This window comes from Mesorhizobium kowhaii (genome assembly GCF_042431665.1).
GTDB lineage: Bacteria > Pseudomonadota > Alphaproteobacteria > Rhizobiales > Rhizobiaceae > Mesorhizobium > Mesorhizobium kowhaii.
In genome coordinates, this window is the sequence record NZ_JBHLYT010000011.1 from 36,532 (window position 1) to 49,919 (window position 13,388).

General features: G+C 64.8%; 16 protein-coding genes and 1 pseudogene. 13 read left to right on the forward strand and 4 right to left on the reverse strand.

Annotation, left to right across the window (positions count from 1 at the left end; genetic code table 11):
• Positions 1-21 precede the first annotated feature (21 nt).
• The gene (locus ACFFNA_RS11920; protein WP_111545355.1) at positions 22-219 is read right to left on the reverse strand and encodes a hypothetical protein; all 198 of its coding nucleotides are present in this window, start codon (positions 217-219) and stop codon (positions 22-24) included.
• A gap of 186 nt (positions 220-405) precedes the next feature.
• Entirely contained in the window at positions 406-1,491 is a 1,086-nt protein-coding gene (gene hrcA, locus ACFFNA_RS11925; protein ID WP_378918393.1) for a heat-inducible transcriptional repressor HrcA, read from the reverse strand.
• A 199-nt stretch (positions 1,492-1,690) separates the two neighbouring features.
• Here hrcA and rph point away from each other — a divergent pair, with 199 nt between their 5' ends.
• The 6 genes and pseudogenes from rph to ACFFNA_RS11955 all read left to right on the forward strand — a co-directional run.
• Positions 1,691-2,407 (forward strand): ribonuclease PH, encoded by a 717-nt coding sequence (gene rph / locus ACFFNA_RS11930; protein WP_111545353.1) that lies wholly within the window; start codon positions 1,691-1,693, stop codon positions 2,405-2,407.
• Positions 2,408-2,429: 22 nt separating this feature from the next.
• Positions 2,430-2,840: a VOC family protein gene (locus tag ACFFNA_RS11935; RefSeq protein ID WP_378918395.1), complete on the forward strand. Its 411-nt coding sequence runs from the start codon at positions 2,430-2,432 to the stop codon at positions 2,838-2,840.
• Positions 2,840-3,517 carry an RdgB/HAM1 family non-canonical purine NTP pyrophosphatase gene (gene rdgB / locus ACFFNA_RS11940; RefSeq protein ID WP_378918397.1) on the forward strand — a complete coding sequence of 226 codons (678 nt, stop codon included), beginning with the start codon at positions 2,840-2,842 and terminating at the stop codon, positions 3,515-3,517. The genes ACFFNA_RS11935 and rdgB overlap by 1 nt, the downstream gene beginning before the upstream one ends.
• Positions 3,514-4,677 (forward strand): radical SAM family heme chaperone HemW, encoded by a 1,164-nt coding sequence (hemW, locus tag ACFFNA_RS11945; RefSeq protein WP_378918399.1) that lies wholly within the window; start codon positions 3,514-3,516, stop codon positions 4,675-4,677. The genes rdgB and hemW overlap by 4 nt, the downstream gene beginning before the upstream one ends.
• 59 nt (positions 4,678-4,736) lie before the next feature.
• Positions 4,737-5,060 (forward strand): low molecular weight protein tyrosine phosphatase family protein, encoded by a 324-nt coding sequence (locus ACFFNA_RS11950; RefSeq protein WP_378918401.1) that lies wholly within the window; start codon positions 4,737-4,739, stop codon positions 5,058-5,060.
• A 122-nt stretch (positions 5,061-5,182) separates the two neighbouring features.
• Positions 5,183-5,305 (forward strand): annotated as a pseudogene (locus tag ACFFNA_RS11955) (EamA family transporter); the annotation flags it as partial.
• A 73-nt stretch (positions 5,306-5,378) separates the two neighbouring features.
• Here ACFFNA_RS11955 and ACFFNA_RS11960 read toward each other — a convergent pair.
• The gene (locus ACFFNA_RS11960; protein WP_378918403.1) at positions 5,379-5,564 is read right to left on the reverse strand and encodes a hypothetical protein; all 186 of its coding nucleotides are present in this window, start codon (positions 5,562-5,564) and stop codon (positions 5,379-5,381) included.
• 146 nt (positions 5,565-5,710) lie between these two features.
• Here ACFFNA_RS11960 and rsmI point away from each other — a divergent pair, with 146 nt between their 5' ends.
• A complete protein-coding gene (gene rsmI / locus ACFFNA_RS11965; protein ID WP_378918405.1) occupies positions 5,711-6,622 on the forward strand; it encodes a 16S rRNA (cytidine(1402)-2'-O)-methyltransferase in 912 nt (303 codons plus the stop codon).
• Positions 6,615-6,992 carry a YraN family protein gene (locus ACFFNA_RS11970; RefSeq protein ID WP_378918407.1) on the forward strand — a complete coding sequence of 126 codons (378 nt, stop codon included), beginning with the start codon at positions 6,615-6,617 and terminating at the stop codon, positions 6,990-6,992. The genes rsmI and ACFFNA_RS11970 overlap by 8 nt, the downstream gene beginning before the upstream one ends.
• A 241-nt stretch (positions 6,993-7,233) precedes the next feature.
• Here the strand turns inward: ACFFNA_RS11970 and ACFFNA_RS11975 are convergent, their stop codons facing one another.
• Positions 7,234-8,040 carry an undecaprenyl-diphosphate phosphatase gene (locus ACFFNA_RS11975; RefSeq protein WP_378918408.1) on the reverse strand — a complete coding sequence of 269 codons (807 nt, stop codon included), beginning with the start codon at positions 8,038-8,040 and terminating at the stop codon, positions 7,234-7,236.
• A 160-nt stretch (positions 8,041-8,200) separates the two neighbouring features.
• On the opposite strand from ACFFNA_RS11975, the gene ACFFNA_RS11980 reads away from it, so the two are divergent.
• The 5 genes from ACFFNA_RS11980 to ACFFNA_RS12000 all read left to right on the forward strand — a co-directional run bounded on the left by ACFFNA_RS11980 (position 8,201) and on the right by ACFFNA_RS12000 (position 13,339).
• Entirely contained in the window at positions 8,201-8,893 is a 693-nt protein-coding gene (locus ACFFNA_RS11980; RefSeq protein WP_111545347.1) for a glutathione S-transferase family protein, read from the forward strand.
• Positions 8,874-10,028 carry a tRNA epoxyqueuosine(34) reductase QueG gene (queG, locus tag ACFFNA_RS11985; protein WP_378918409.1) on the forward strand — a complete coding sequence of 385 codons (1,155 nt, stop codon included), beginning with the start codon at positions 8,874-8,876 and terminating at the stop codon, positions 10,026-10,028. The genes ACFFNA_RS11980 and queG overlap by 20 nt, the downstream gene beginning before the upstream one ends.
• Positions 10,025-10,948 carry an SDR family oxidoreductase gene (locus tag ACFFNA_RS11990; protein WP_378918411.1) on the forward strand — a complete coding sequence of 308 codons (924 nt, stop codon included), beginning with the start codon at positions 10,025-10,027 and terminating at the stop codon, positions 10,946-10,948. Before queG ends, ACFFNA_RS11990 begins: the two co-directional genes overlap by 4 nt.
• 64 nt (positions 10,949-11,012) lie before the next feature.
• Positions 11,013-12,104: a penicillin-insensitive murein endopeptidase gene (gene mepA, locus ACFFNA_RS11995; protein ID WP_378918413.1), complete on the forward strand. Its 1,092-nt coding sequence runs from the start codon at positions 11,013-11,015 to the stop codon at positions 12,102-12,104.
• A 188-nt stretch (positions 12,105-12,292) separates the two neighbouring features.
• Positions 12,293-13,339: a glucokinase gene (locus ACFFNA_RS12000; protein ID WP_111545343.1), complete on the forward strand. Its 1,047-nt coding sequence runs from the start codon at positions 12,293-12,295 to the stop codon at positions 13,337-13,339.
• Positions 13,340-13,388: the final 49 nt, after the last annotated feature.

Below are 13,388 nucleotides of genomic sequence, written 5' to 3' on the forward strand. Positions count from 1 at the left end.
AGCGAAACGGAGGCTCCAGCCTCAGTTGCCGGCAGCGTAGAAATCGTCGTCGAGGCGTTTTTCCAGTTCGACGAGATCGGCCGGCAGCGGCAGGCCCATGGCACGCATTTCCCGCAGTTTTTCGCGCAACTGCTCCTGGATTTCGTGCTGATCCTCCGGCTGGTTGACCATTTCCTCAAGCAACAGGCTGATCCGGGCTTTGAATTCTTCGAGCGCCATTGTTTTTCTCCTCGGCAGCCTGTTCTTCGGTTTGGGCTCTAAGGTGTGTTGAGATTCAGGTCAGGCCGAGCCGAAAATGGTGGTTTCCGAGAACCGGAGCGGAGCGTACTTTTCGTACGTGAGCACCGGAAGCGCAGGAAGCCGCCGTTTGCAGGCCGGCATCACCTGAATATCAATACACCTACCTCAACGCAGCATGCGGGAAATCAGCTGCGCCGTATAGTCGACCATCGGCACGATACGGGCATAGTTGAGCCGGGTCGGACCGATGACACCGAGCGCGCCGACGACGCGGGCATCCTTGTCGCGATAGGGCGCGACGACCAGCGACGAGCCCGACAGCGAAAACAGCTTGTTTTCCGAGCCGATGAAGATGCGCACGCCCGATCCTTCCTCGGCAAGGTCAAGCAGCTGGATCAGCCCGTCCTGCGTCTCCATGTCCTCGAACAGATGGCGCAACAGTTCGATGTCGGCCTGGGCGGTGACATTTTCGAGCAGGTTGGCGCGCCCGCGCACGATGAGCCGCGCCGGCAGGCCGCTGTCGGCGCCGGCCCACACCGCCAGCCCCTTCTCGACCAGGTCCTGCGACAGCGTGTCGAGCGCGGCCCTGGTCTCTTCCTTGATACGGGCAATCTCGATCCGCGCCTCGGCCAGCGTGCGGCCACGGATATGGGCGTTGAGGAAATTCGAGGCTTCGTGCAACTGCGAGACGGTGATGCCGGCGGGCAGGTCGACGACACGGTTTTCGACGTCGCCATTTTGCGACACCAGCACCGCCAGCGCCTTGGTCGGCTCGAGCTGGATGAATTCGATGTGCTTCAGCGCTACTTCGTTCTTGGCGGCCAGCACCAGGCCGGCGCCGCGCGACATGCCGGACAGCATCTGGCTGGCCTCGGTCAGCATATGTTCCAGCGTCGCGCCCGAGCCGGACGCGCGCACCTGCGCCTCGATGGTGCGGCGCTCCTCGTCCGAGAGGTCGCCGAGTTCCATGAAGGCGTCGACGAAGAAGCGGAGGCCGGCCTGCGTCGGCAGACGGCCGGCGGAGATGTGGGGCGCGTAGATCAGGCCGAGATGTTCGAGGTCGCTCATCACGTTGCGGATGGTCGCCGGCGACAGCGAGGACGGCAGGATGCGCGACAGGCTGCGCGATCCCACCGGTTCGCCGTCCTTCAGGTAGGAATCGACGATGCGCCGGAAGATGTCGCGCGAACGCATGTCGAGCGACTGCAGCGCGGGCGACAGCAGGCTGGGTTCGGCAACTGCCTTGGTCATTCGGCCAAAAACCTCCGCCTCAAGGATATAGACTTCACCACGGCCCGCGCAACCCGGTGTCTTTGTCAGATCACCCGGTGTCTTGAGGCAGATCACGCGGGTGTCTGAGTCAGGTCGCCGGCCATTTTCCTTTGCGCCACGCGCCCCATGTGGTTACAAGCCGGCCAAGAATCCGAAAAATGACGGGAAAGAAGCCTGTATGCGCCCCTCCAAACGCCAATTCGACGAAATGCGCGCCATCTCCTTCGAGCGCGGCGTCTCCAAGCATGCCGAAGGCTCATGCCTGGTGAAGTTCGGCGACACCCATGTCCTGTGCACCGCCAGCCTCGAGGAAAAGGTGCCGGGCTGGATGCGCAATTCCGGCAAAGGCTGGGTCACGGCGGAATACGGCATGCTGCCGCGCTCGACCGGCGAGCGCATGCGCCGCGAGGCTTCTTCCGGCAAGCAGGGTGGCCGCACGCTGGAAATCCAGCGGCTGATCGGCCGCTCCTTGCGCGCCGTGGTCGACCTGCAGGCGCTGGGCGAGCAGCAGATCACCGTCGACTGCGACGTCATCCAGGCCGATGGCGGCACCCGCACCGCCTCGATCACCGGCGGCTGGGTGGCGCTGTATGATTGCCTGCGCTGGATGGAAGCCCGCCAGATGGCCAGCGTCGCCAAGGTACTGAAGGACCATGTCGCGGCGATTTCCTGCGGCATCCATGACGGCCAGCCGGTCATCGACCTCGATTATATCGAGGATTCCTCGGCCGGCACCGACGCCAATTTCGTCATGACCGGCAAGGGCGGCATCGTCGAGATCCAGGGCACCGCCGAGGGCGAGCCTTTCTCCGAGGAACAGTTTGCCGCCCTGATGGGTCTGGCCAAGAAAGGCATCCAGCGCCTGGTCAGCCTGCAGCAGATGGCGGTGGCGTAATTTTCAAATGCCGAGTTTGAGCGTGACTCCCTCCACAATTCTGGAATCGGCCCTCTACGTCACCGACCTCGACGCCGCCGAAGCCTTCTACACCGGCGTCCTCGGGCTCGACCTGCTCGGCAAGGTTGACGGCAGGCACCTCTTCTTCCGCTGCGGCTCCGGCGTGCTGCTCATCTTCAACGCCGAGGCGACGAAAGTGCCGCCCGCGCCCGATGCCAGACTGAAAGTACCGCCGCACGGCGCGGTTGGTGAGGGTCATCTCTGCTTTGCGGCCAGCGCCGACGAGATCGCGCGCTGGAAAACGCATCTCGAGGCGAAGAAGATCGCCATCGAAAGCGAATTCGAATGGCCGCAAGGCGGCCGTTCGATCTATATACGCGACCCCTCGGGCAATTCGATCGAATTCGCCGAGCCACGAATCTGGGGCATATGATGCATTCGCCAACTGTTCATACGCTTGATGGAAAGAAAATTGTCGTGGCCAGCCACAATGCCGGCAAGCTGCGCGAATTCGCCGATTTGATGGGGCCATTCGGTTTCGAAGCGAAATCGGCCAAGGACTATGGCTTGCAGGAGCCGGACGAGACCGGCACGACCTTCGAGGAGAACGCCTACATCAAGGCGCTCGCCGCCGCCCAGGCGACCGGCCTGCCGGCGCTGTCGGATGATTCCGGCCTGTGTGTCGACGCGCTCGACGGCGCGCCCGGCGTCTACACCGCCAACTGGGCCGAAACCCCTGACGGTTCGCGCGATTTCGCCATGGCCATGCAGCGCACCGAAGTGGCGCTGCAGGAAGTCGGCGCCGCCTTGCCGGAACAGCGCAAGGGGCGCTTTGTCGCCGTCATCTGCCTGGCCTTTCCCGACGGCGACGCCGAATATTATCGCGGCGAGGCCGAAGGCACGCTGGTCTGGCCGCCGCGCGGCGAACTTGGCTTCGGCTACGACCCGGTCTTTTTGCCCGATGGCTTCGACAAGACCTTTGGCGAGATGAGCGCCGAGGAAAAGCACGGCTGGAAGCCCGGCCAGCCGACCGCGTTGTCGCACCGCGCCCGCGCTTTCCAGAAATTCGCTCAAGCACGATTGAATTTGGCACGATTGGGCTCGGCATGAGCATGCTGCTCGACCGGGCGCCCGGTTTTGGCGTCTACATCCATTGGCCGTTCTGCGCGGCCAAATGCCCCTATTGCGACTTCAACAGCCATGTCCGCCACCAGCCAGTCGACCAGGACCGCTTCGCCAGTGCCTTCGAGGCCGAGCTTGCGACCATGCGCCAGCGCACCGGGCCGCGCGAGGTGACCAGCATTTTCCTCGGCGGCGGCACGCCGTCGCTGATGAAGCCGGAAACCGTGGCCAGGGTCCTCGACGCGGTGGCGAAGAACTGGACCGTTCCGGATGGCATCGAGGTGACGCTGGAAGCCAATCCGTCCTCGGTCGAGGCCGAACGTTTTCGCGGCTATCGCGCTGCAGGCGTCAATCGCGTCTCGCTTGGCGTGCAGGCGCTGAACGACAAGGATTTGCGCTTCCTCGGCCGGCTGCACAATGTCGAGGAAGCGCTTCATGCGATTGGCCTAGCGCGCGAAATCTTCCCGCGCCTGTCCTTCGACCTGATCTATGCCCGGCCCGGCCAGACACCGGACGCCTGGCAGGCCGAGCTCGAACAGGCGATCGGCCATGCCGCCGATCATCTGTCGCTCTACCAGCTGACCATCGAGGAAGGCACGCCCTTCCACGCCCTGCATGCGGCGAAGAAATTTATCATTCCCGACAATGACCACGCCGCAGACCTCTACGCGTTGACGCAGGAGATCACGACGGCGCATGGCCTGCCGGCCTATGAGATTTCCAACCACGCCAGGCCGGGCGCCGAAAGCCGGCACAACCTGACCTATTGGCGCTATGGCGAATATGTCGGCGTCGGGCCCGGCGCGCATGGCCGTTTCGTCGAAAACGGCCGCCGCACGGTCACGATCGCCGAACGGATGCCGGAAACCTGGGCCAATCTGGTCGAAGCCAAGGGCCACGGCGTCACCGGCGGCGAGATCCTGACGCGCTCGGAAGAGGCAGACGAGTTCCTGCTGATGGGATTGCGGCTGGCCGAAGGCATCGACCTTTCCCGCTACGAAGCGTTTTCCGGGCGCAGCCTGTCGAGCGCGCGGCTGTCGGTGCTGCAGGGCGAGGGGCTGGTGGCGCCGATCGGCAATGCTCGGCTCCGCGCCACGCCGGCCGGCATGATCGTGCTCGACGCGGTGGTGGCCGATCTGGCGCGCTAAAGCATGATCCCGAAAAGTGGCCACCGGTTTTCGGACAAGATCATGCTCGGGTATTGCCCTTGAAGAACATCCTCTTCGTCTGCAGCCAGAACCGCTTGCGCAGCCCGACCGCCGAGCAGGTGTTTTCCAAGCGCCGGGACATCGAGGTTGCGTCGGCGGGAACAAACCACGATGCCGACACGCCGCTGACGCATGAGCTCGTCGCCTGGGCCGACATCATCTTCGTCATGGAAAAGGCGCACCGCGCCAAATTGCAGAAGAAATTCAAGGCCAGCCTAAAGAAGGCCCGGGTCATCTGCCTGGACATCCCCGACAACTATGAATTCATGGATCCGGTGCTGGTCCAGCTTCTCGAGGCGAAGGTCCCGCGATATCTGGGCTGAATGATGTGGCCGAGCGTTCGCAACCCCACGTTCGTCATCCTCGGACTTGACCCGAGGATCCATGCCGCGACCCTTGCGGCGGCATGCAATGGCAGAATTCTGAGCCGTCGCAAGCTGTTGCGCTAGGCGTCGTGCTTGTGGCGGTGTTTGGCGCGGTCTTTCTCGGCGGGCGACTCTCCGGAGCGAACCGGCTTGGTGTCGCCCTTGTCGCCGCGGGCGCGGTGCTGGTCGCGTATCGGGGGTAGCGGCGCGTCGTTGCGGGCGTTTTTCGTTTCAAGACGGGTGATGAAGATATCGAAGCGATTGGGCATCGTCCGGTCAGTGCTCCGTCGTGCTGTCTGGTTTGTTGTCGGAAAGCCTGACGTTCGTCGGCAAGGCGCTTGTGGCCCGCTTGGTCAGGCTGGTGTCGGTCTTGGCAGGCAGGCGCTTGTCCCTGGGTGCGGCAACGCGCTTGCGGCCGGCATAGTAGGGCGCGAAAGCATCCTGTATTTTTAGGCTGTCCATCCTGTCCTCCTCCGGAATCAGGGGGTAAATCTGCCGAAACCGGTTTCGTTCCCTACTGTGGCAAAGGAATGGCGAGGCGGACCCAACGTCAGCTTTTGCAAGCCGGCCTCAGCCGTGCCAAACAAGGTTCGAATGGAGATGCATCGGTGACCGGCGAGACGGGCAAGCGCAGCTATGTGGTCGGGCAGACCGAGATCGCGGCCCGGCCGCTCGAACCGGCGCTCTATTTGGTGGCGACACCGATCGGCAATCTCGCCGACATCACGCTGCGCGCGCTGGAAACGCTGGCCGCCGCTGACATCGTAGCGTGCGAGGACACGCGGGTGTCGCGCGTGCTGCTCGACCGCTACGGCATTCGCCGCCGCACCACGGCCTATCATGAGCATAATGCCGGCGAGGCCGGGCCGAAGCTGATCGCGGCACTTCAGGCCGGACAGAGCGTGGCGCTGATTTCCGATGCCGGCACGCCGCTCGTCTCCGATCCCGGCTACCGGCTGGTCGGCGAGGCGCTCGACCATGGCATACGCGTCGTGCCGATCCCCGGTCCGTCGGCCCCACTCGCCGCGCTGACGGCGTCCGGCCTGCCGTCGGACGCCTTCCTGTTCGCCGGATTTTTGCCGGTGAAGACTGGCCAGCGGCTGACGCGGCTCGAAGCCCTGAAAGCCGTGCCGGCGACGCTGATCTTCTTCGAATCGCCGCGCCGGCTGGCCGAGTCCCTAGGCGCCATGGTCGAGGCCCTTGGCGGCGAGCGAAAGGCCGCCATCGGCCGCGAGCTCACCAAGACGTTCGAGGAGATGCGCACTGGCACGCTGCAGGTGCTGGCCGACCACTATGCGGCGGCCGATACGCCGAAGGGCGAGATCGTCGTCTGCGTCGGCCCCGCCGAGACCAAGGCCGACGAACCGGCCGACGTCGACCGCCTGCTTTTGTCGCTCGCCGCCGAAATGCCGGCTTCCAAGGCGGCGGCGGAAGCCGCGAAAATGACCGGCGGCCAGAAACAGGCGCTCTATCGGCGGCTGCTCGAGCTCAGGGATGCTGCTGGAGAGAGTGGTGGCTGAGCGCCCGAGCGCCAGCCGCCAAAAAGCCTATCGGCGCGGTCATCGCGGCGAATGGCTGGCGGCGGCAGCGCTGATGCTCAAGGGCTACCGGATCCTCGCGCGCCGCCACCGCACCCGCTTCGGCGAGATTGACCTGATCGCTCGGCGCGGCGATCTCGTGCTGTTCGTCGAGGTCAAAGTGCGCCGCACGCTGATCGAAGCCATGGAGGCGATCGGCCACGAATCGGAGCGCCGCATCGAGGCGGCGGCCGACATCTGGCTGTCGCGCCAGTCCGACTATGGCAAACTGTCGATGCGCTTCGACATGGTCGCGGTGCTGCCCTGGCGCTGGCCGGTGCATGTCGAGAACGCGTTTTATGGAAGGAATTGAGGAGGGCCACGCTAGGCCGAATCCTGCGAAACGTCGGCGGGACAGCGCCCCCCTCTGGCCTGCCGGCCATCTCCCCCACACGGGAGGAGATTGGCAGTTTCGGCTCAATCGCCTTTCTTTTCGACGTTGAAAATTAGCGAAAGCATTCATGACATCCAATCTCCCCACAAGTGGGGGAGATGTCCGGCAGGACAGAGGGGGGCGCGAAGGAACTCGACGGAGCAGTAAGGTAGCGGTCTGCTCAACCCCAGATCATCAGCGCCACCAGCCCGACGCCGCCAACCACCAGCCGCCACCAGCCGAACAGCGAGTAGCCGTTGCGCGAGACGTAATCGAGCAGGAAGCGCACGACGATGAGCGCCGTGACGAAGGCGGCGACGAAGCCGATGGCGATGATCGGCAGGTCGGCGCTGCTCAGCACGTTGCGGTTCTTGAACAGGTCGAAGGCGAAGGCACCGACCATCGTCGGAATGGCGAGGAAGAAGGAGAATTCCGCCGCCGCCCGCTTGTCGACGCCCAGCAGCAGCGCGCCGACGATCGTCGACCCCGAGCGCGACGTGCCGGGGATCAGCGACAGGCACTGGAAAAGCCCGATCTGCAGGTAAAGCCGGGTCGGGAACCGCTCGACGTCGCGGTAGATCGGCTTGAGGTTCATGCGGTCAACCACCAGCAGCACGACGCCGCCGATGATCAGCATGATGCAGATCAGCCTTGGCGATTCGAACAGCACCGTCTTGATGAAATCATGCGCCAGCGCGCCGATGATCGCCGCCGGCAGGAAGGCGATCAGGATGCCGATGACGAAATGCCGCGTCAGCCGGTCATGCGGTAGATCGAGCAGCATTTTCCACAGACGGCGGAAATAGACGCTCAGAATAGCCAGGATGGCACCGAGCTGGATGAGGATCTCGAAGGCCTTGCCGGTCGAATGGAAGCCGAGGAAATGGCCGGCGAGCAGGATATGGCCGGTCGACGAGACCGGGATGAACTCGGTCAGCCCCTCCAGCAGGCCGAGCAGCAGGGCTTCGACGATGGTCTGGCTTTCCATGGCTACCTCGGCATTGGCGTGACGGCTAACAGAACGGCTTGCTTGTCATGGCCTGCAAGTCCCCCTATAGGTCGCAACACCCTGACGGCCCGCTAACCGGGCGGCCAAGACTTACCGGTGCGCCCGGCGATTCGCCAGTGCGCTTTATCATCGCGGAACCATGCTGACGCTTTTCCACCATCCCATGTTCGCCACCTGTCGCTTCGTCCGCCTCGCTTTTGGCGAGTATGGCGAGGAGCTGGCCCTGATCGAGGAAAAGCCGTGGACCCGGCGCAAGGAGTTCCTGGCGCTGAACCCGGCCGGCACCCTACCGATCCTTTTGGCCGAAGGCGACGTGCCGATCGTCGGCGCAACCGTCATCGCCGAATATCTCGATGAGACGCGCGGCGTCTTGAAGCGCGACAAGCGGCTGTTCGCCGAAGACCCGATGCAGCGCGCCGAAATCCGCCGGCTGATCGACTGGTATCTCAACAAGGCCGAAAGCGAAGTCACCCGCCATCTGGTGCGCGAGCGCGTGCTGAAGCCGGTGATGCCGGAAACGGCGGGCGGCGGTTCGCCCGATTCGGGAGCCATCCGCGCGGCGCGCGCCAACATCCGCCAACACATGAAATACACCAACTGGCTTGCCGGCACCCGCCATTGGCTGGCCGGCAGCAGGGTCACCTACGCCGATCTCGCGGCCGCCGCGACGCTGTCGGTGCTCGACTATCTCGGCGAGATCGACTGGCGCGAACACGCCGCGGCGCGCGAATGGTACACGCGGGTGAAGTCGCGGCCCTCTTTCCGGCCGCTTTTGACCGACCGGGTGCGCGGCCTGTCGCCGGTGTCGCATTATGCGGACCTCGACTTCTGATCCCGTAAAACTGCGCGCGCTGATCGACGCAGAGGCGCATCGCGCCGGCTTCGATGCCGTCGCCGTCACCACCCCCGATGCGATCCCGCTGGCGCCTGGGCGCCTGGCCGAGTTCGTCGCCGACGGCTTTCACGGTTCGATGGACTGGATCGCCGAAACGCTTCAACGCCGCAGCGAACCAACCGCGCTTTGGCCACAAGTGCGCTCGATCATCGTGCTGGCGATGAATTATGGCCCCGACCATGATCCGCGCGGGGTGCTGGCCAAGCGCGACCGTGGCGCCATCTCGGTCTATGCGCAGAACCGTGACTATCACGAGGTGATGAAGGGCCGGCTCAAGGAGATCGCCGGCAAGCTTGTGGCGCGCGCCGGCGGCGCCGTGAAGGTGTTCGTCGACACGGCACCGGTGATGGAAAAGCCGCTGGCCGAGGCCGCCGGACTCGGCTGGCAAGGCAAGCACACCAATCTGGTCAGCCGCGAGCACGGCTCCTGGCTGTTCCTCGGCACCATCTTCACGACAGCCGAACTCTTGCCCGACCGGGCGGAGATCGACCATTGCGGCTCCTGCCGCGCCTGCCTCGACGTCTGCCCGACCGATGCGTTCCCGGCACCTTACCGGCTCGATGCGCGGCGCTGCATCTCCTATCTCACCATCGAGAACAAGGGGCCGATCCCGCATGAATTCCGCGAGAAGATCGGCAACCGCATCTATGGCTGCGACGACTGCCTCGCCGCCTGCCCGTGGAACAAATTCGCCCGGGCGGCTTCCGAGGCAAAGCTCGCCGCGCGTGACGAATTGCGCGAACCGCCGCTCGCCGAATTGCTGCAACTCGACGATGCAGCCTTCCGCGCCTTTTTCTCCGGCTCGCCGATAAAACGCATCGGCCGCGATCGTTTTGTCCGCAACGTGCTGATCGCCGCCGGCAATTCCGGCGATGCAGCACTTGCTGGCGCCGTGCGTGTCTTGCTGGACGACACCTCGCCGCTGGTGCGGGGCGCGGCAATATGGGCGCTGGCGCGGCTCGTGCCCGACGCCGAATATTCCGAACGGGCCGCGACCGGCCTAAAAACCGAAGGCGATGCGGCCGTGCGCGACGAATGGCGTCTGGCGCGGCCAACCAGGGCGCATGCATGAGTGAAAAACAGATCTTCATCTTCGGCGCCGGCTATTCCGGCAAGGCTTTTGCCCGAGCCAGCAAGGCTTTTGCGCGCGCCAGCAAAGGTTCCGCCAGGCTCTCGGGGACGACGCGATCGCCGGAGAAGTTCGAGGCGCTGCGGCAGGCCGGCATCGCGCCGCTGCTGTTCGACGGCGCACTGACCGGTGAAATCGGCGATGCGCTGGGAAACACCACGCATCTGGTGATCTCGGTCGCCCCGGAAGAGGCCGGCGATCCCGTGCTGAATGCCGCCCGCGCCGACATCGTGGCCCGGATGCCGGCGCTCGAATGGATCGGCTATCTCTCAACGGTCGGCGTCTATGGCAACTATGACGGCGCATGGGTCGATGAAACGGCCGAGTGCCGGCCGGTGTCGAAGCGCTCGATGATGCGGGTGGCGGCCGAACAGGACTGGCTGGAACTCGGCCGGGAGATCGGCCGGCCGGTGGCGATCCTGCGCCTGTCGGGCATTTACGGGCCGGGCCGCAACGCTTTGGTCAATCTGGAAAACGGCACCGCAAGACGGCTGGTCAAGCCGGACCAGGTGTTCAATCGCATCCATTGCGACGACATTGCAGGCGCGCTGTGGCAGCTGATCGCCGGCAATACAGGCGGTATCTTCAACGTCACCGACGACCTGCCGGCGCCGCCGCAGGATGTCGTCGCCTATGCCGCCGGGCTGATGGGCATTGAACCGCCGCCCGAAATTCCTTTCGACGCCGCCCAACTTTCGCCCATGGCGCGGTCCTTCTATGGCGAGAACAAGCGCGTCGCCAATGCGGCGATCAAGGCGGCGGGCTATTCCCTTCGCTTTCCGGATTACCGCGCCGCATTCGACCATATGTGGGCAAGCGGCGACTGGCGCGATGGCGAGCCGCGCAGCCCGATGAAGCGCTAATCATCGAAGCGCCGCGCGTTGCGTGCTATGATTCGGCCTTGGATTGCGGTGGGGATCCGGTTTCATGAAGACAGCGACGCGGCCATCTTTCGGCAGGAAATCACTGCTGGCCACAGCGCTCGGCCTGTTCGCGCTGGCCGGGCTCGCCGGGCAGCCGGCGGCGGCCGAGGAGCGGGCGAAGGTCTTGTTCGGTGCCAAGAAACTGCCGGCCGCGACATCGTCGCAGTCGATAGGCTTCTACTCCAAGGGCTGCTTTGCTGGCGGTGTCGCCATTCCCATGGATGGTCCGACCTGGGAGGTGATGCGGCCGTCGCGCAACCGCCGCTGGGGCCATCCGGCGATGATCGCGGTGATCGAGAAATTGTCGCGCGACGCCGCGGCCGATGGTTGGCCCGGTCTGTTGATCGGCGACATTTCGCAGCCGCGCGGCGGCCCGATGATGACAGGCCATGCCTCGCATCAGATCGGGCTCGACGCCGACATCTGGCTGACGCCGATGCCCAGTTCCCCGCTGTCGGCGGCGCAGCGCGAAACCAAGAGCGCCACCTTGATGGTCGACGAGAAGACCCATCTGGTGAAGGACACCCTGTGGACGCCGGCGCATACAAGGCTTTTGAAGCGGGCGGCGAGCTATCCCGAGGTCGAACGCATCCTGGTCAATCCTGGCATCAAGAAAAAGCTCTGCGACACCGTCAAGGGCGACCGCGACTGGCTGCGCAAGATCAGGCCGTTCTGGGGCCACGACTATCATTTCCACATGCGCATCGGCTGCCAGCCGGGTTCGCCCAACTGCAAGGCGCAGGAAGCAACGCCGCCCGATGATGGCTGCGGCAAGCCGCTGGCCTGGTGGTTCACCGAAGAGCCCTGGCGGCCCAACAAGAACCCGGATGCGCCGAAGGCCCGTGACCTGATGACGATGGCGAACCTGCCGAAGGAATGCCGCGCCGTGCTCGACGCGCCGGGGCCGGCGTCTGCCGAGGCCGCGACCTATCATGGCGGCAGCGTGCCGGTCGCGGCCGCAATGCCTGAACCCGAAGCGCCTTCGCTGCCCGCCACCACGGCCAATGGCGCGGCCGGCTTGCCAAGCTCGGTGAACGCTTTCACAGCGACCCCCGAGATAGGCATTCCGCTGCCGCGGCCACGGCCGGGAAACTGATCGCCGCCGCGTTTATCCAGGGTTGAACCGGTTTAGCGTGCCCGGTTTTGCAAAATAGTGGCCGTTTGGCCGCAGAACCTGACTGTGCGCACCACCGGGTTCGAAAACCGTTTCCCTTTTCAAACTCATGCGCTAGTCAACGGAAGAACGGCGATACGCCGTCGGGGGCGCCGGGGACGGACGAGAGCATGCCAAGCACAGGCGACGACGATACTTTGTTGCGGTTTCCGATCTTGATCGGCGACATTGGCGGCACCAATGCGCGCTTCTCGATCGTGCTCGACGCCAATTCCGAGGCCGGCGAGCCGACCATCGTCCAGACCGCCAACTACAACACCATCGACGAGGCGATCCAGGCGGCCGTGCTCGACCGCTCGTCGGTCCGCCCCAATTCGGCGGTGCTGGCGGTGGCCGGACCGGTCGACGGCGACGAGATCGAGCTCACCAACTGCCCGTGGATCGTCAAGCCCAGGCAGATGTTCGCCAGCCTCGGCTTGAGCGACATCGTCGTGCTCAATGATTTCGAGGCGCAGGCGCTGGCCGTCGTCGCGCTCGGCGAGGAGCACATGGAAAAGATCGGCGGCGGCACGCCGGAACCCAATGCCGGACGCGTGGTGCTCGGTCCGGGAACCGGGCTCGGCGTTGCCGGGCTGGTCTATGCGCTTGCCCACTGGATACCGGTGCCGGGCGAGGGCGGCCATATGGACATCGGCCCGCGCACGCCGCGCGATTTCGAGGTTTTCCCGCATATCGAAAAGCTCGAAGGCCGCATTTCGGGAGAGCAGATCCTGTGCGGACGCGGCCTCGTCAACGTCTACCGGGCGGTGGCCAGGGCCGACGGCAAGCCGTCGCCCTTCACCACGCCGGCGGAAGTCACCGCCGCAGCACTTGCGAAGACCGATCCGGTTGCGGAAGAAGCGCTGGAGACCTTCGTCACCTGCCTCGGGCGCACCGCCGGCGATCTTGCCCTGGTGTTCATGAGCCGCGGCGGCGTGTTCCTCACTGGCGGCATTGCGCAGAAGATCGTGCCGGCGCTGAAGGCCGGCAATTTCCGCGCCGCCTTCGAGGACAAGGCGCCGCACAGTGCGCTGATGCGCACCATGCCGGTCTATGTGATCACCCACCCGCTGGCAGCGCTTTTGGGCCTTGCCGCCTATGCCAGAAACCCGTCGCTGTTCGGTGTGCAGACCGCGGGCCGGCGCTGGCGCGACGAAGTTAGTCACCCCAAGGCATAGGCAAGCCGGCCCCTTGGCGCTAAGAGGAGTGCCGAATTGTAACCCGGCC